Source organism: Sodalis sp. RH19, from assembly GCF_047324215.1.
GTDB lineage: Bacteria > Pseudomonadota > Gammaproteobacteria > Enterobacterales > Enterobacteriaceae > Acerihabitans.
Window position 1 is genome coordinate 292,219 of record NZ_CP178734.1, and the last position, 16,323, is coordinate 308,541.

Annotated in this window: 14 protein-coding genes; 12 read left to right on the forward strand and 2 right to left on the reverse strand. The window is 59.7% G+C overall.

Annotation, left to right across the window (positions count from 1 at the left end):
- The first annotated feature begins 28 nt into the window (after positions 1–28).
- The 5 genes from ACL2XF_RS01375 (at position 29) to glyA (ending at position 5,528) form a co-directional block, all read left to right on the forward strand.
- The gene (locus ACL2XF_RS01375; protein ID WP_410013991.1) at positions 29–1,465 is read left to right on the forward strand and encodes a sensor histidine kinase; all 1,437 of its coding nucleotides are present in this window, start codon (positions 29–31) and stop codon (positions 1,463–1,465) included.
- A 2-nt stretch (positions 1,466–1,467) separates the two neighbouring features.
- Positions 1,468–2,253 (forward strand): two-component system QseEF-associated lipoprotein QseG, encoded by a 786-nt coding sequence (locus ACL2XF_RS01380; protein WP_413727853.1) that lies wholly within the window; start codon positions 1,468–1,470, stop codon positions 2,251–2,253.
- Positions 2,253–3,590 carry a two-component system response regulator GlrR gene (gene glrR / locus ACL2XF_RS01385; protein WP_410013993.1) on the forward strand — a complete coding sequence of 446 codons (1,338 nt, stop codon included), beginning with the start codon at positions 2,253–2,255 and terminating at the stop codon, positions 3,588–3,590. The genes ACL2XF_RS01380 and glrR overlap by 1 nt, the downstream gene beginning before the upstream one ends.
- Before the next feature lie 65 nt (positions 3,591–3,655).
- Complete coding sequence (glnB, locus tag ACL2XF_RS01390) at positions 3,656–3,994, forward strand: nitrogen regulatory protein P-II (RefSeq protein WP_331122444.1); 339 nt, start codon at positions 3,656–3,658, stop codon at positions 3,992–3,994.
- Positions 3,995–4,274: 280 nt separating this feature from the next.
- Positions 4,275–5,528, forward strand: coding sequence for a serine hydroxymethyltransferase (gene glyA, locus ACL2XF_RS01395; RefSeq protein WP_410013994.1), 1,254 nt, complete (start codon positions 4,275–4,277; stop codon positions 5,526–5,528).
- Between the two features lie 1,613 nt (positions 5,529–7,141).
- Here the strand turns inward: glyA and csiE are convergent.
- The gene (gene csiE, locus ACL2XF_RS01400) at positions 7,142–8,419 is read right to left on the reverse strand and encodes a stationary phase inducible protein CsiE (RefSeq protein ID WP_410013995.1); all 1,278 of its coding nucleotides are present in this window, start codon (positions 8,417–8,419) and stop codon (positions 7,142–7,144) included.
- A gap of 228 nt (positions 8,420–8,647) precedes the next feature.
- On the opposite strand from csiE, the gene ACL2XF_RS01405 reads away from it, so the two are divergent.
- A complete protein-coding gene (locus tag ACL2XF_RS01405; RefSeq protein WP_413728750.1) occupies positions 8,648–9,313 on the forward strand; it encodes a DUF1007 family protein in 666 nt (221 codons plus the stop codon).
- On the forward strand, positions 9,304–10,353 hold the full coding sequence (locus tag ACL2XF_RS01410; protein ID WP_413727854.1) for a nickel/cobalt transporter: 1,050 nt from the start codon (positions 9,304–9,306) through the stop codon (positions 10,351–10,353). The genes ACL2XF_RS01405 and ACL2XF_RS01410 overlap by 10 nt, the downstream gene beginning before the upstream one ends.
- A 12-nt stretch (positions 10,354–10,365) precedes the next feature.
- Here ACL2XF_RS01410 and suhB read toward each other — a convergent pair whose 3' ends face one another.
- Positions 10,366–11,169 carry an inositol-1-monophosphatase gene (suhB, locus tag ACL2XF_RS01415; RefSeq protein WP_331122451.1) on the reverse strand — a complete coding sequence of 268 codons (804 nt, stop codon included), beginning with the start codon at positions 11,167–11,169 and terminating at the stop codon, positions 10,366–10,368.
- A 117-nt stretch (positions 11,170–11,286) separates the two neighbouring features.
- Here suhB and trmJ point away from each other — a divergent pair, with 117 nt between their 5' ends.
- The 5 genes from trmJ to sseB all read left to right on the forward strand — a co-directional run bounded on the left by trmJ (position 11,287) and on the right by sseB (position 16,266).
- Positions 11,287–12,030, forward strand: a complete 744-nt coding sequence (trmJ, locus tag ACL2XF_RS01420) for a tRNA (cytosine(32)/uridine(32)-2'-O)-methyltransferase TrmJ (protein WP_410013999.1) — start codon at positions 11,287–11,289, stop codon at positions 12,028–12,030.
- Between the two features lie 102 nt (positions 12,031–12,132).
- Positions 12,133–12,633 carry a Fe-S cluster assembly transcriptional regulator IscR gene (gene iscR / locus ACL2XF_RS01425; RefSeq protein ID WP_413721180.1) on the forward strand — a complete coding sequence of 167 codons (501 nt, stop codon included), beginning with the start codon at positions 12,133–12,135 and terminating at the stop codon, positions 12,631–12,633.
- A gap of 51 nt (positions 12,634–12,684) precedes the next feature.
- On the forward strand, positions 12,685–13,899 hold the full coding sequence (locus tag ACL2XF_RS01430) for an IscS subfamily cysteine desulfurase (protein ID WP_410014001.1): 1,215 nt from the start codon (positions 12,685–12,687) through the stop codon (positions 13,897–13,899).
- Positions 13,900–14,054: 155 nt separating this feature from the next.
- A complete protein-coding gene (gene pepB, locus ACL2XF_RS01435; protein ID WP_413721178.1) occupies positions 14,055–15,353 on the forward strand; it encodes an aminopeptidase PepB in 1,299 nt (432 codons plus the stop codon).
- A gap of 118 nt (positions 15,354–15,471) precedes the next feature.
- Entirely contained in the window at positions 15,472–16,266 is a 795-nt protein-coding gene (gene sseB, locus ACL2XF_RS01440) for an enhanced serine sensitivity protein SseB (protein ID WP_410014003.1), read from the forward strand.
- Positions 16,267–16,323: the final 57 nt, after the last annotated feature.

Consider the following 16,323-nt stretch of genomic DNA (forward strand, 5'->3'; position numbering starts at 1 on the left):
CGGCAAAGACTTTGTCGGCAATCACAGGATGATTTTTTTGAAGACGTGGCGTCCCTTTCCCCGATCTCTGCGGCAACTGGTGATCCTGGCCTTTACGCTGGTGCTGCTGCCCCTGCTGTTACTGGCTTACCAGGCCTGGCAAAGCCTGGATAATCTTAGCGAGCAGGCGGCGGATATCAACCGTACCACGCTGTCGGACGCCCGGCGCATCGAGTCCATGGGCAGCGTGGCGCTGGAGATGGAGCGCAGCTATCGCCAGTATTGCGTGCTCGACGATGAAACCCTGGTCACCCTTTACCAAAACCAGCGACGGCAATATACCCAAATCCTCAACGTCCGCGCCGGCATGCTGCCCGATCAACGCTATTATCAGCGGCTTACCCAACTGCTGGACCAGCTCGCCGCCATTCAATGCGAAAACAGCGGACCGAATGCGCAGGCGTCCGCCTTGCTGAGGGATTTTTCCCATGCCAACAATGATATGGTGCAGGCCACGCGCAATGATATTTTTACCCGCGGCCAGCAATTGCAGCGGGCCATCGCCGAGCGCGGCCGTTTTTTCGGCTGGCAGGCACTGCTGCTGTTTATGTTTAGCCTGGTGCTGGTGATCCTCTTTACCCGCATGATTATCGGTCCGGTGAAAAGGGTCGAAAAAATGATTAACCGGCTTGGGCAGGGACGGCCCCTGGACGATTGGGTCTCTTTTACCGGCCCGCGTGAAATCCAGTCGCTGGCGCAGCGCATTTTATGGCTTAACGAACGATTGTCCTGGCTGGAATCCCAGCGCCATGAGTTTTTACGCCATATCTCCCATGAACTGAAAACGCCCCTGGCCAGCCTGCGCGAGGGCACGGCGCTGCTGGCGGACGAGGTGGCCGGTCCGCTGACGCCGGATCAGCAGGACGTGGTGGCCATCCTGGACAGCAGCAGCCGTCACTTGCAACTACTGATCGAACAGCTGCTCGACTACAATCGCAAACTGGCCGACAGTCCGGCGGACTATGAAGATATCGCTCTCGGCGCCATGATCGAGCGGGTTATTACCGCCCATAGCCTGCCGGCCCGCGCCAAGGACATCCATACCCTGGTGGCGCTGGAGTGCGAACGCGTCAGGGCGCAGCCGGTGCTGTTAATGCGCGTGCTGGACAATCTCTACTCCAATGCGGTGCACTATGGCCCGGAATCCGGTAACATTTGGATCCGCAGCCGCACTTCGTCCGGTCGCCTTATCCTGGACATCGCCAACAGCGGAGAGCCGATCATGCCGGCGGAGCAAACCATGATTTTCGAGCCGTTTTACCAGGGCCGCGTTCAACGCAAGGGCGCGGTTAAAGGCAGCGGCCTGGGATTAAGCATCGCGCGTGATTGTATCCGCAGGATGAACGGCGAGCTTAACCTGGTGACGGTGGAGTATGCCGGGGTCTGCTTTCGGATAGAATTACCCTTAACCGCCGAGAATGAATAATAATGATGTTACGTACCGCACCGGCGATGGGCAGATTGACGCTAAGCTTTAATCGCCTGATTCGCTTTTCCTTGCCGCCGGCATCAATACGCGGGCTGTTCAGGCCGGTATGCCTGCTGCCCGTGCTGCTGGCGGGATGCCATGGTTATCCCGCTCACCGCGATGTGGCCGGCTCTTCCACGGCCCAGGTGCAGCAGGTCTCGCCGCCGAACCGTTTCGCCGCCGAATGCAACGAACTCTGGCAAACCGACGCAGAATCCACCCTGGCCGACCCCGGGTACTGGCTGCGCGCCATGCAGTGCGCCGAACGCATAACGCCCACCCAGGCGCGCGCCGAAGCCGGGCATCAGTCGGGCGAGACCTGGCATGACGCCTTCAGGCAGAGTATTTTGCTCAATTCAGCCGGCATCAGCGTGATTGAACGGCGCGAGTCTTATCAGCACCTGTTGGAATTCCGTTCCCAATTTCCCGCGACGATCTATCCGCTGTTTAAAATGTGGCGCCAGCAGCAGGCGCTGCGCCTGATGCTGGCGGAGGAGCGCAGCCGCAGCCAGCGGCAGCAGGAAACCAGCGCCAGCCAGATAGACATGCTGCGCATCCAGCAGATGGAGCTGCAGCGTAAGCTGGACGTGACCACCCGCAAACTGCAAAACCTGACGGAAATCGAGCAGCGGTTATCCTCCCGCAAGCAGCTGTCGCCGGATATGCCCGACAACGACGATAACGACGCGCCGGACGCCGCCGCGGGCCATGGCGCCGCCGGACCACAACAGGGAACCGGTAAATAATGAGCCAACATCAAACCGCCCATTTATTATTGGTCGACGATGATACCAGCCTGCTGAAACTGCTGGGCATGCGCCTGACCAGCGAAGGATTTACCGTCACCACCGCCGAAAGCGGCCAGGACGCCCTGCGCGTGCTGGCGCGGGAAAAAATCGATCTGGTGATAAGCGATCTGCGCATGGACGAAATGGACGGGCTGGCGCTGTTCGGCGAGATCCAGCGCCATCAGCCCGGCATGCCGGTGATCATCCTGACCGCCCATGGTTCCATACCCGATGCGGTAGCCGCCACGCAAAAAGGCGTGTTCAGTTTCCTGACCAAACCCGTCGACAGGGATGCCTTATACCAGGCTATCGATCATGCCCTGCAACTGTCGATGCCGGCGGGCGACGACAGCTGGCGCGAGTCAATCGTCACCCGCAGTCCCCTCATGCTGCGGCTGCTGGAGCAGGCTAAAATGGTGGCGCAGTCGGATGTCAGCGTGCTGATTAACGGCCAGAGCGGCACCGGCAAGGAGATCCTGGCGCAGGCGATCCATGCCGCCAGCCCCCGCGCCAAACATCCTTTTATCGCCATTAACTGCGGCGCGTTGCCGGAGCAGTTGCTGGAGTCGGAGCTGTTCGGGCATGCCAAAGGGGCGTTTACCGGCGCGGTGAGCAGCCGGGAGGGTTTGTTCCAGGCGGCCGCGGGCGGGACGCTGTTCCTGGACGAGATTGGCGATATGCCGCTATCCTTGCAGGTCAAGCTGTTGCGCGTCCTGCAGGAGCGCAAAGTTCGCCCGCTGGGCAGCAATTGGGATGTGGATATCGACGTCAGGATCATTTCCGCCACCCACCGCGATCTGCCCAAGGTGATGGCCGCAGGCGGGTTTCGCGAAGATTTGTATTACCGCCTGAATGTGGTCAGCCTGAAATTGCCGGCGCTGCATGAGCGTGCCGAGGATATCCCGGTGCTGGCCAATCATTTGCTGCGGGCGGCGGCGCTGCGCCATAAGCCGTTTGTACGCAGCTTTTCCACCGATGCCATGAAACGGCTGATGGCGGCCAGTTGGCCTGGCAATGTACGTCAGCTGGTTAACGTGATAGAACAGTGTGTGGCCCTGACGTCGGCCCCGGTCATCAGCGAAGCGCTGGTGGAGCAGGCGCTGGAGGGGGAAAATACCGTCTTGCCGACGTTTGTTGAGGCCAGATTGCAATTTGAATTACATTATCTGCGTAAATTATTGCAGATCACCAAAGGTAACGTTACTCAGGCGGCGCGTATGGCCGGACGTAACCGCACTGAATTTTATAAGCTTTTGTCTCGTCACGAGCTGGACGCTAACGACTTTAAAGCCTAAGTTGGCTCTCTTTTTATCCATGCTGCGCGGCCGGCGTCGCCGGGCTGCCTGAAAAAGGTTTTACGATGAAAAAAATCGATGCAATTATCAAACCGTTCAAACTGGACGATGTGCGCGAGGCGTTGGCGGAAGTCGGCATCACCGGCATGACCGTCACCGAGGTGAAAGGTTTCGGGCGCCAGAAAGGCCATACCGAGCTTTATCGCGGCGCGGAATATATGGTGGATTTTTTGCCCAAGGTAAAAATCGAGCTGGTGGTGGCCGATGATATCGTCGACAGCTGCGTCGATACCATCATGCATACCGCCCAGACCGGTAAAATCGGCGACGGTAAAATCTTTGTTTTCGACGTTGCGCGCGTTGTGCGTATCCGCACCGGCGAGCAGGACGAAGAAGCGATCTGACGCCCGCCGTTATTCCCGCGCCCGCGGCATATACCGCTGGGCGGGGAGTCCCGTGGTCATGAAAAAATTCCCCGCCGGCATGAAAAAAAATCCCAATCCCCTTGCGACCCGCGCGTGCCCGCCCTTATGGGCGCGCGGCGACGGAATCGTTTGCTTAAAAACCGGCGCGGGCCCTATCGGAGCAGGGGCAAAAAAGTTTACACTATCGCCATAGCGTCAACGGATTCTTACAATCTTTTTTTTCACCCCACAGCGATGCCAGCTGAGCCAGGAGAAGCGGATGTTAAAGCGTGATATGAACATTGCAGATTATGATGCCGAATTATGGCAGGCAATGGAGCAGGAAGTGGTGCGCCAGGAAGAGCACATTGAACTGATTGCCTCGGAAAACTACACCAGTCCGCGCGTCATGCAGGCTCAAGGCTCCCAGTTGACCAATAAATATGCCGAAGGTTATCCGGGCAAGCGTTATTACGGCGGCTGCGAATTTGTCGATATCGTCGAGCAGCTGGCCATCGATCGCGCCAAGGAGCTGTTCGGCGCCGATTATGCCAACGTGCAGCCGCATTCCGGGTCGCAGGCCAACTTTGCCGTCTATACCGCGCTGTTGCAGCCCGGCGATACGGTGCTGGGCATGAACCTGGCCCACGGCGGTCACCTGACCCATGGTTCGCCGGTTAACTTTTCCGGCAAACTGTATAACATCATTCCTTACGGCATTGATGAGAGCGGCCATATCGATTACGCGGAGCTGGCGCAATTGGCCGAAACGCATAAGCCGAAGATGATTATCGGCGGTTTTTCCGCCTATTCCGGTATTGTCGATTGGGCTAAGATGCGTGAAATCGCCGATAAAGTGGGCGCTTACCTGTTTGTCGACATGGCCCATGTGGCCGGCCTGGTCGCCGCCGATGTCTATCCGAACCCGGTGCCTCACGCGCATGTGGTGACCACCACGACCCATAAAACCCTGGCCGGTCCGCGCGGCGGCCTGATCCTGGCCAAGGGCGGCAGCGAAGAACTGTATAAGAAGCTCAATTCCGCCGTTTTCCCGGGCGGGCAGGGCGGGCCGTTGATGCATGTGATCGCCGGCAAGGCGGTGGCGCTGAAAGAAGCGATGGAGCCGGCGTTCCGTATTTACCAGCAGCAGGTGGCCAGGAACGCCAAGGCCATGGTGGCGGTGTTCCTGGAACGCGGCTACAACATTGTTTCCGGCGGTACCGATAACCATCTGTTCCTGCTGGACCTGGTGGACAAAAACCTGACCGGTAAAGAAGCCGATGCCGCGCTCGGACGGGCGAATATCACCGTGAACAAGAACGCCGTGCCAAACGATCCTAAGAGTCCGTTTGTCACCTCCGGTATCCGTATCGGCACGCCGGCGGTCACCCGGCGCGGTTTCGGCGAGCAGGAGGTGCGCGAGCTGGCCGGCTGGATTTGCGATATTCTGGACAGCATCCATGACGAAGCGGTTATCGAGCGCACTAAAAAGAAAGTGCTGGATATCTGCGCGCGCTATCCGGTTTATGCCTGATAGCCCCCCAGGCCCGCGCTCACGTTGATACGTCTGGTTTGAATATCGTGTTGGCGGGCCTATCGTGCCATGGGGCGCCCGGTCGGGCGTGAAAACCACGCCCGATTCGGCCCTATTGGCACGCTCTCCCTTGAAAATGTCTGCTTTGAGTTCGGTGTTGGCACGCTCTCCCTTTAACGCGCCATTTGCAAGAAGGGTATGCAATATTGGCTACCCGTTAAGGTGAATGTCGCCACGGTTATGTCGCTGCGGCGTTGGTTTCGCTTGCCTTGCGTTAGCATGTGCCAGGGCTTATGTCGCCCCGGCGTGGGTTTCGCTTGCCGTGCGTGCGGTGGTTATATGGAGCCGGGTGCCGGCAAGCGACAAAGAGGCCGTAGCGCGACGGCCTCCTTGACCTCCGCGCGCCCGGCAGGTCGCGCGTCGCTGCGCGATGCCTTCCGCCGCCCATGCCCCCGTGATGCACCGGCCCGTTATGCGCTCCCGGCGCAACGGGCCTTTCGCCGCTCCCGGCGGCTCATGCCGGGGGCACAGCCGCCGTCAGCGCGCTTTATGCCGGGACCTATGTCGCGGTCAGCGATGTGATTTATAGTACACCAGCGCCGCTGTGGGCTCAGTGGAAGGTAAGGGAAAGGTATAGTTAGACAGAGAAGCGGGTAATCATTGGTAAATGTAAAAGGCACTGCGACAGGTCAGTTATACATGCAGTCAGCAATTAGCAGTCATACGCTAATGCAATGTAGCCAGCATTCACACATTCAGCCGTCATGGAGTCATACAGCCAGTAGTCATGCCGCCGGCAATTATAGTCATATAACCATACAACCATGTAGACAGGCGTCTGGCATAAATGTGCGGCAGTGAGTAACAGATAGCAGGCTGCGAGCCTTATCCAAATTAGCCCAAAATTAATACCGATATTCTTCCCGGTAAGTACATAGCACTAAGAACCCCAAAACGCCTTATTGCTTTCAGGCGATGGTGTTGACCTGATGCCGGCATAGAGTGCGCCGGCGGCGCGCATCGCGGCTGGATGAGCCGCTGGGAGCGGCGAAAGCCCGGCCTGCGTCTGGAACGCATGCCGGGCGGTCCATAAGCCGGGAGGAGTGATGCCGGGAACCGCGCAGCGGCGCACGATCTGCCGGGCGCGCGGAGGTCAAGGAGGCCGTCGCGGTACGGCCTCTTTGTCGCTTGCCGGCATCCGGCGTTATATATAACCACCGCACGCACGGCAAGCGAAACCTCCCCCGTGACGGCATAAGCCTTGCCGCAAGCTAACGCCAGGCCAGGCCAGGCAAGCGAAACCTCCTCCGTGACGACATATGCCCTGCCGCAAGCTAACCCATGGCAAGCGATACCTTCGCCGAGGCGACATAAACCCTCGCAAGCCGCCGGCGAAATCCCCGCCAAGGCTGGCCGCTTTACATTTAAATGCGGTAGAAAAAGTGCGTCTATCTCTGTTAGGGCGTGCTGCGTACGCACCAGCCATTTGACAATAATAATGGGATCATAACCGGACAGACCCCTGGACCTGCAAGACGGTTACCCCGTCGTGCGGAAAACCACGCCCAATTCGCCTCTTAACGCGTCTGCTTTGCGTTCGGTGTGAATCTGTCTCAGCAGTTGCCGGCCGTGCCCGGGGTTTCCAAAAGCTGGCGGATGCGCTCTTGCTGGCTTTGCGCCAGCGGCAGGCGCACCAGCATCAACGGCGGGGAGAACAGCGGCAGCGGCATGGCGAACGAGGTCACCACCAGAACGGTGTTTTTGGGCGCGCCTTGCGCCTGGAATTCCGCCAGGGCCTGGAATTTGATATTCAGGGGCAGCAGGGTTAACTCGCGGATCTGCAGCTCCAGCAACTTCTCCTGCTCGCCGCCGCTTTTGGTCAGGATCACCACCTGTTTTTCCTGCAAATCATTGTCCTGCATCAGCCAGGCGCCAAAAATGACCGCAATCAATCCCATCTCTTCACGCGAAAAACGAATGCGATAGGCGGCCTCAAACGGCATAACCGCCGTCTTGGCGGTGCGCAGCAGCCGCGGGTATTTCTCCTCCACCTCCATTTGCAGGCTGTTGTCGATGCCCACGTGAAAATGACAGCGCTCCAGGGCCGCGCTGAGATGTGAAAACAGCTGGCCGGCCAGCATTTCCGGCTCATTGAAACTCATGCCGGCCAGTTGCTCGAAGCGTTTGACCAGTTCCTCCACCTCGTGCAGTAACTGCCGGTCCTCGCCGGAAGGCGAACGGGCGCGGTGCGGGGTTTTCAGCATCCGCGACAGGAGCGTCAGGCACAATAGTTCGGCGGGAGGGACCGGCCAATGGCGGAACATGTCCGTCACGGCGGCATACTCGGCTTTTTGCCGCAGCCACTGCTGCTGATGCTGGTTGAATTCAGGATGATCGGCCAACGGGCACTGACAAAGGATATAGCGCAGATAAATCGCGAGAAAAGCCCGGTCATACGGGGCGGCGGGGCGATCGATAAGCACCGTGAACCGCTCAACCAGTTCGTCTATTTGTAGCGCGCTTGCCTGAAAAGCGGCGGGAGCCTGGGACCAGAGCTGTTCCTGCAACGGCAGGAAATAGCGGGTTACTTTGTCCGCGCACAGGCGTAAGGCCCGGCGCATGCCTTCTATCAGGCATAGGCGCTGGTTCAGGATTGTGCCTTCGATCCGGTAGCTGCCGTCATGATGCGCAATCAGCTGAAGATGGTATATGCGTCGGATCTCGCTCTCTATATGAGCCAGATCGCGCCGTGTCGTGGGCAAATCCTCGCCGTTATAACGGGCCAGGGCGGCCAATGACAATGACGGCACGGGCGCAAAAAGCATCAAAAGCAAATGGCTACGGCGTTGTGGACCTGAAAGCGCTGGCACCTCTGGGGTGTTCAGGCTCATAGATGTGATGCCCTTACGTTAAGGAATACAGCTAATAATAGCGAAACAATTTCCCTAAGTGAGATTACAGCCTATTTTGTTTGCGGGCTTTAAGCCCGGTCACACTTTAGCCTTCCTAATCGTTCCGCCGGTTATGCAAAGTTGACCGAAAATGTCTTGCGGCGCGTTCCGGATTTCCGCTAGCATCTTCCCGGGGAATAACAGGACGGCAAAATGTTATGTGGCAACATGGGTAAAGACAGGGGTAATACGCCATGCCGGCGGTTGCCCCTCGGATTGTTTCTGGCCGTCGCCGGTGGTTTTTGCCGGCCGGTATATGCTCATCCACATAGTTTTATCGATATGAAAACAGACATCCTGGCGCAAGACGAGCGGCTTACCGGGCTGAAGATGACCTGGACCATGGATGAGATCACCTCAGCCGATGTATTTTATGACGCCGGCGACGCCAAACCGGATTCGGTGATCTGGAAAAAGCTGGCGGCGCAGATTATGGCCAATGTGCTGGGCCAGCACTATTTCACGGAAGTGTACCGGGACGGCAAGGCGGTGAAATTTGAAAACCTGCCCACGGAATATCATCTGGAGCGCAATGGACTCAAGGCGCGGCTGGTATTTGTGCTGCCGCTGGCGCATCCGCCGGAGCTGAAAGGGGCGCCCATCGTGTTTTCCACCTTTGATCCTACCTATTTTGTCGATATGACCTATGCGGATAAACAGGCCGTCAGCCTGCCGCCGGATTTGGCCGCGCGGTGCGCCATCGACCTGATGACCCCCGTCCCCAACGCGGCGCTGCAGCGCTATGCGCTGTCGCTGGATAAAGCGGCGGCGCCGGACGTCGATATGGCGCTGGGCAAACAGTTTGCCCAGCGGGTGACGCTGCAATGTCATTAAGGATGCGAACCGGCCAAGCGCCGGAGCCCAATCCCTGGTTCGGTCTGTGGCCGTTCTGGTTGTTTTTGCTGGCGTTGCTGGGCGCGCTGGGCTGGATATCGTTGCACTGGGCCAACATCATGACGCTAAGCATCGAGTGGCAGCGTCAGTTGCATCAGCAGCTGGCCCAGCTGATGCAGCAGGTGCAGCGTGATCCCGGGCGATACGGCGGCGCCCTGCTGCTGTTCAGCCTAACCTACGGCATACTGCACGCGGTCGGCCCGGGACATGGCAAGGTGGTTATCACCACGTATCTTTCCACCCATCCCGCGCGCTTAAAACTCAGCCTGACGATGACGCTTGCGGCCTCGCTGCTGCAGGGCGCCATGGCGATTGCGCTGGTGACGCTGGTGCTGGTGGCGCTGCGGCTCTCCTCCGGGGTTCTGCATCTGAGCGAAGCGTGGCTGGAGCGGGCCGGTTATCTGCTGATGATCCTTGCGGGCGTAATGCTGTGCCGCCGGGCGGGCCTGCGGCTATGGCGGACGCTGAGCCGGCGCTACGCTACCCGCGGGCGGGCCCTGCCGCTGGCGTATTATCCCCGGCTGACTTATTTGCCCTCCGGGGGCGGCGGGCCGGGCGATCATCACCATCATGGCGGCTGCTGCCACCGCCATCTGCCCGGCGATGAGGAGCTGGTCTCTGCGGAGGGCTGGCGTACCCGGCTGGCGGTGGTGCTGGCCATGGGCGTGCGTCCCTGTTCCGGGGCGGTAATGGTGCTGCTGTTTGCCAAGGTGCTGGGGGTTTATCTGTGGGGTGTGCTGTCGGCGCTGGTGATGGCGGCGGGGACGTCGCTGACGCTGTTGCTGGTATCGCTGCTGGTATTTTTCGGGCGCCGTTATGCCGAACACCTGACTCGCAGGCACGCAGGCGGCGCTGCGCGCGCTGCCGCCTGGGCGGCATTATCCCTCGCCGGCGGCATGGCGCTGATCGTTGCCGGCGCGGTGCTCTTCGCCGGCGCGCACTATGCGCCAACGATCGGCATCCGGCCTTTCAGCCAGTGAAGCTGATGGCGCTTAACGCCTTAACGCGTCGCTCAGTTCTTCGCGCATCGCGCCCAGCATGGCCTTGACCACGCGCGGGTTGCCCGCCACCAGGTTACCGGAGACCAGATGGTTATGGCCGCCGACAAAATCGGTGACCAGGCCGCCGGCTTCACGCACCAGCAGCTCGCCGCCGGCGTAGTCCCAGGGTTTCAGGCCAATTTCAAAAAAACCGTCTACCCGGCCGGCCGCCACATAGGCCAGATCCAGCGCGGCGGAACCGCTGCGACGGAAATCGGCGCATTGCTTGAACAGCTTGCCGACAAGGTTCATATAGGTGGCGGAGTGCTGTTTTAGCTTAAACGGGAAACCGGTGGCGATGATCGCCCCTTCCAAATCGCGGGAGGTGCTGCCGCGCAGGCGATAGCCGTTCAGCTGGGTGCCCTGGCCGCGAGTGGAGGTGAACAGTTCGTTGCGCATGGGATCGTAGACCACGGCCACTTCGGTGCGGCCTTTAATGCGCACGGCGATGGACACGGCGAAATGCGGGAGGTGCTTGATAAAATTGGTGGTGCCATCCAGTGGGTCGATAATCCATTGTACATCGGGGTCTTCGCCTGCCAGTTCGCCGCATTCTTCACTGATGATGGTGTGCTGGGGATAAGATTTGCGGATAACTTCGATGATTAAACGTTCCGCCTCGCGATCGACGTTGGTCACGAAGTCATTATCGCCTTTCTGGCTGGCTTCGACGGCATCGGGGGTTTCATAATGTTTGGCAATTAAATTACCCGCCTTTCGCGCAGCGCGAATGGCGATGTTGAGCATCGGATGCATGGATATCGTCCACTAAGATGTTAAAGAACTAAAACGGCGCAGATTATAGCAGAGCGCCAGCAATATGCCTACGGCTGTGATAAACTATTGACCATAATTCCTTTGCCTTGAAAGTCTATGCTGCACAATATCCGCGTCGTCCTGGTTGAAACTTCCCATACCGGCAATATCGGTTCCGCCGCCCGGGCCATGAAAACCATGGGATTAAGCAACCTGTACCTGGTCAATCCGCTGACGAAACCCGATTCGCAGGCCATTGCCCTGTCGGCCGGCGCCAGCGACATCATCGGCAACGCCACCCTCGTCGATACCCTGGACGAAGCCCTGGCCGGCTGCAGCCTGGTGGTCGGCACCAGCGCCCGCTCGCGCACCTTGCCCTGGCCGATGCTGGAGCCGCGCGAATGCGGCGTGAAATGCGTGCAGGAAGGCGAGCATGCGCCCGTGGCGCTGCTGTTTGGCCGCGAACGCGTCGGCCTGACCAACGACGAACTGCAAAAATGCCATTTTCATGTGCAGATCCCGGCCAATCCGGAGTACAGTTCCTTAAACCTGGCGATGGCGGTGCAGATCCTGGCCTATGAGGTGCGCATTGCCTTTCTCGAGCGCCAGCAGGCCGGCGTGCCGGAAAACCACGAACCGTCGCCTTACCCGCTGGTGGATGAGCTGGAACGGTTTTACCAGCATCTGGAGCAGGTGCTGGACCAGACCGGTTTTATCCGCAAGGCGCATCCGGGGCAGGTGATGAACAAGCTGCGCCGCCTGTTTGCCCGCGCCCGGCCGGAAAGCCAGGAGCTGCATATACTGCGCGGCATCCTGACCTCCATCGAGCAACAGCATAGGTCTCATGACGGGACACTGTGATATCGGACGGGAATACTTGAGTAAAACGGTTGGTTAAATAGTTGACTAAATTAGTCAGGAATGGCAGACTTTTACGATATTTCACCCACCGGGACCACCATTATGAGACTGACATCCAAAGGCCGTTATGCGGTTACCGCCATGCTCGACGTTGCGCTGCATTCCAACGAGGGGCCAGTTCCCCTTGCTGAAATTTCCGAACGCCAGGGCATTTCCCTCTCTTATCTCGAACAGCTGTTTTCCCGCTTGCGCAAGCATGACCTGGTGGCCAGCGTGCGCGGACCGGGCGGCGGTTATCTGTTGGGCAAGGCGGCGGATCAGATTGCCGTCGGCGCCATTATCACCGCGGTCGATGAATCCGTCGACGCCACCCGTTGCCAGGGAAAAGAAGCCTGTCAAAACGGCGAACGCTGCCTGACCCACACCCTGTGGCGCGATCTCAGCGTGCGCATCAGTGATTTCCTCAATAATATCTCTCTGGCCGAACTGGTCAATAACGAAGAAGTCCTGGACGTGGCCGATCGGCAAAACAACGATATCCGCCGCACCGCTACCGCCAACGGACGTATACAGGAAACCATTAACGTTAATCTGCGCGCATAAGCAGAAATACGACGGCTGCGATATACGCAGTGTTTCAGGGGCATATGAGCAATGAAACTACCGATCTACCTGGATTATTCCGCCACCACGCCAGCCGATCCGCGTGTGGCTGAAAAAATGATGCAGTATCTCACCATGGACGGTACTTTCGGCAATCCCGCTTCCCGCTCGCACCGTTTTGGCTGGCAGGCCGAAGAAGCGGTGGACATTGCGCGCAACCAGATAGCCGAGCTGGTGGGCGCCGACCCGCGCGAAATCGTGTTTACCTCCGGCGCGACAGAATCCGATAACCTGGCGATCAAAGGCGCGGCCACCTTTCACCAAGGGAAAGGCCGCCATATCATCACCAGTCAAACCGAACACAAAGCCGTGCTTGATACCTGCGCCGAGCTTGAGCGCGAGGGTTTCGAGGTCACTTACCTGGCGCCGCAGCGCAACGGTATTATTCTGCTGCAACAGGTGCAGGACGCCATGCGCGCCGACACCATCCTGGTGTCCATCATGCACGTCAACAACGAAATCGGCGTGATACAGGATATCGCCGCGCTCGGCGAGCTGTGCCGCAGCCGCGGCATACTGCTGCATGTGGACGCCACCCAGAGCGTCGGCAAGCTGCCTATCGATCTCAGCCAACTGCACGTTGATCTGATGTCTTTTTCCGGCCATAAAATTTATGGGCCGAAAGGCATCGGCGCGCTGTATGTTTGCCGTAAGCCGCGGGTACGCATTGACGCCCAGATGCATGGCGGCGGCCATGAGCGCGGCATGCGTTCCGGCACGTTGCCGGTGCACCAGATTGTCGGCATGGGCGAGGCCTACCGCATCGCCAAAGAAGAAATGGCTACCGAAACGCCTCGCCTGCGGGCTCTGCGCGACCACCTGTGGCAAGGGCTGAAGGATATCGAGGAAATCTATCTCAATGGCGACCTGGCGCAGGGCGCGCCAAATATTCTTAACGTCGGTTTTAACTACGTGGATGGCGAATCGCTTATCATGGCGTTAAAGGATCTGGCGGTGTCGTCCGGGTCCGCCTGCACGTCCGCCAGCCTGGAGCCGTCCTACGTGCTGCGCGCCCTGGGCGTGGAAGACGAGCTGGCCCACAGCTCCATTCGTTTTTCGCTCGGGCGTTATACCACTGCGGAAGAGATCGACTACGCCATCCAGGTGGTGCATCAGGCCATCGGCCGCCTGCGTGAGCTTTCGCCGCAGTGGGGCATGTACAAACAGGGCGCGCAGCGCAGCGGCGCCGACTGGGTCCGCCGCTAAGCGGCTCCTGTCATCTCCTTGTCATCCCGGCTGGTCATCCTGGCCGGTGATAACGTCCGCCCTTTCAGGTAATATCCTGTCAAATCACGATTAACCGTCACCGCGCGGGATACGCACGGCATGGGATTAAACATAAAAACTCTAGGAGCCTGGTTATGACAACCGAAGCGATGCCGGTGATGCTGGCAACCACCCCCGCCGACGCCCGCTGGGGCGAAAAAGCGCTGCTGAGCGTGAACGATCGCGGCATGACCATCCACCTGACGGGCGAAAACCGTCTGGCGGCGATCCAGCGCGCGGCGCGCAAAATCGACGGGCAGGGCGTCAGGCATGTGCGCCTCGACGGTGAACTCTGGGATCTCGAGGGCTGCTGGTCCTTTTGGCAAGGCTATCGCGGGCCGAAGGGACAGCGCGAGGTATCCTGGCCCGAGCTTGACGCCGCGGCCAGGCTGGAGCTGGATAACCGGCTGAAGATCATCGACTGGGTACGCCACACTATTAATACCCCGGCGGAAGAGCTGGGGCCGGAACAGCTGGCGCAGCGCGCGGTGGATATCATGTGCTCCGTCGCCTGCGACGACATCAGCTATAAGATCACCAAGGCCGAGGATTTGCGCGACAAAAACTATATGGGCTTGCATACCGTCGGCCGCGGTTCCGATCGCCAGCCGGTGCTGCTGTCGCTGGACTATAACCCGGGCGGCAATCCCGACGCGCCGGTGCTGGCCTGCCTGGTGGGGAAAGGCATTACCTTCGATACCGGCGGCTATAGCCTGAAAGGCAGCAGCTTTATGGATTCGATGAAGTCCGATATGGGCGGCGCGGCCACGGTGACCGGCGCGCTGGCGCTGGCCATCGCCCGCGGCCTGAAACAGCGCGTGCGTCTTTATCTGTGCTGCGCCGATAATATGGTCAGCGGCAACGCCTTCAAGTTAGGCGATATCATCCGCTATCGTAACGGTAAGAGCGTCGAGGTGATGAATACCGACGCCGAGGGGCGGCTGGTGCTGGCGGACGGCCTGATCGACGCGTCGGCGAAAAAACCGCGCATTATCATCGACTGCGCCACGCTGACCGGCGCCGCCAAGACCGCGCTGGGCAATGATTTCCACGCCTTGTTCAGCTTCGACGATGTCCTGGCCCAATCGTTGCTGGAGAGCGCGGCGGCGGAAAACGAACCGTTCTGGCGCCTGCCGCTGGCGGAGTTCCATCGCGCGCAGCTGCCGTCCAATTTCGCCGACCTGAGCAACGTGGCGGGCGCGGCGCATAGCGCCGGCGCCAGCACCGCCGCGGCGTTCCTGTCGCACTTTGTCGAAAACTACCGTCAGGGCTGGCTGCATATCGACTGTTCCGCGACCTATCGCAAGAGCGCCGTGGACCAGTGGTCGGCCGGCGCCACCGGACTGGGCGTCCGCACCCTGGCCAACCTGTTGCTGGCCCAGGCGGCGGAATAATAGGGCATTTGGCGGCACACCGGCGGCCCTGAGGCCGGTTATGCTGTCGCTTTGGTTTTCCCTGGCCGCCGTGCGGTGACCCTGCCGGCGGCCGGGACGTGATTGCAGGAAATACGTCATGAAAGCATCCCTCGATAATGCGCTGGAACAGGCGCTGGCGCTGGCGGCCAACGAGCCGGCCCATCGTCCGGCCTTTTTCAGCCTGTTGCTGGAATCCACGGTGTATGTCCTCGGCGACGCGGGGGATGGCTGGATTGCCGGCGCCGCCCGCCACGACGGGGAACAGCCGGTCAATTTGCAGCACTGGGAAAAACCGGACGGCACCACCGCCATTCCTTTTTTTACCTCACTTGACGCGCTGCAACAGGCCGTGAGCCAGACCCAGCCGTTCCTGGCGCTGCCCGCCCGCACCCTGTTTGCCATGACCGCCGGTGCGGAGCTGTTCCTGAACCCTAAGCTGCCGTACGGCAAAGCCTTCGGGCCGGATGAAATTACCGCCCTGATGATGAATGAAGGCGACGCCTTGACCGAGCGGGAGATCCTGGAGGGTGAAATGCGTATTACGCTAAGCGATCCGGCGGAAAAACCCGCGCAGATGATCGACTCGCTCACCCGGCTATTCGCGGATATCAAGCAGGTGCGCCGGGCGTTTGTCGTCCAGGTGCAGGACTCCCCGCAGGAGAAGCCGCACTGGCTGATTGGGCTGGAGTGCGAGGGCGATGAGGAAGCGACCATCCAGGCGGTGGGACGGGTTGCCACCGATACCGCGCCGGACGAGGAGCCGGTGGATATCTGCCTGGTCGGACAGGATGAACCGGGCATCAGCCACTACTTTATCCATCATATTACGCCGTTTTACGAGCGCAAATGGGGCAGTTGGCTGCGTACCGTGCGCGACAGCGGCAAACATTGACATCGCGTCCCCGCGCCGGGGACGCCGCCTGTGACGGCAAAACACTGCCGGCGCGCT

Bases quoted from the DNA above. Each gene is read 5' to 3' on its own strand.
- ACL2XF_RS01375 (WP_410013991.1), top strand. From the start codon at position 29: ATGATTTTTTTGAAGACGTGGCGTCCCTTTCCCCGATCTCTGCGGCAA.
- ACL2XF_RS01380 (WP_413727853.1), top strand. From the start codon at position 1,468: ATGATGTTACGTACCGCACCGGCGATGGGCAGATTGACGCTAAGCTTT.
- glrR (WP_410013993.1), top strand. From the start codon at position 2,253: ATGAGCCAACATCAAACCGCCCATTTATTATTGGTCGACGATGATACC.
- glnB (WP_331122444.1), top strand. From the start codon at position 3,656: ATGAAAAAAATCGATGCAATTATCAAACCGTTCAAACTGGACGATGTG.
- glyA (WP_410013994.1), top strand. From the start codon at position 4,275: ATGTTAAAGCGTGATATGAACATTGCAGATTATGATGCCGAATTATGG.
- csiE (WP_410013995.1), bottom strand. From the start codon at position 8,419: ATGAGCCTGAACACCCCAGAGGTGCCAGCGCTTTCAGGTCCACAACGC.
- ACL2XF_RS01405 (WP_413728750.1), top strand. From the start codon at position 8,648: ATGGGTAAAGACAGGGGTAATACGCCATGCCGGCGGTTGCCCCTCGGA.
- ACL2XF_RS01410 (WP_413727854.1), top strand. From the start codon at position 9,304: ATGTCATTAAGGATGCGAACCGGCCAAGCGCCGGAGCCCAATCCCTGG.
- suhB (WP_331122451.1), bottom strand. From the start codon at position 11,169: ATGCATCCGATGCTCAACATCGCCATTCGCGCTGCGCGAAAGGCGGGT.
- trmJ (WP_410013999.1), top strand. From the start codon at position 11,287: ATGCTGCACAATATCCGCGTCGTCCTGGTTGAAACTTCCCATACCGGC.
- iscR (WP_413721180.1), top strand. From the start codon at position 12,133: ATGAGACTGACATCCAAAGGCCGTTATGCGGTTACCGCCATGCTCGAC.
- ACL2XF_RS01430 (WP_410014001.1), top strand. From the start codon at position 12,685: ATGAAACTACCGATCTACCTGGATTATTCCGCCACCACGCCAGCCGAT.
- pepB (WP_413721178.1), top strand. From the start codon at position 14,055: ATGACAACCGAAGCGATGCCGGTGATGCTGGCAACCACCCCCGCCGAC.
- sseB (WP_410014003.1), top strand. From the start codon at position 15,472: ATGAAAGCATCCCTCGATAATGCGCTGGAACAGGCGCTGGCGCTGGCG.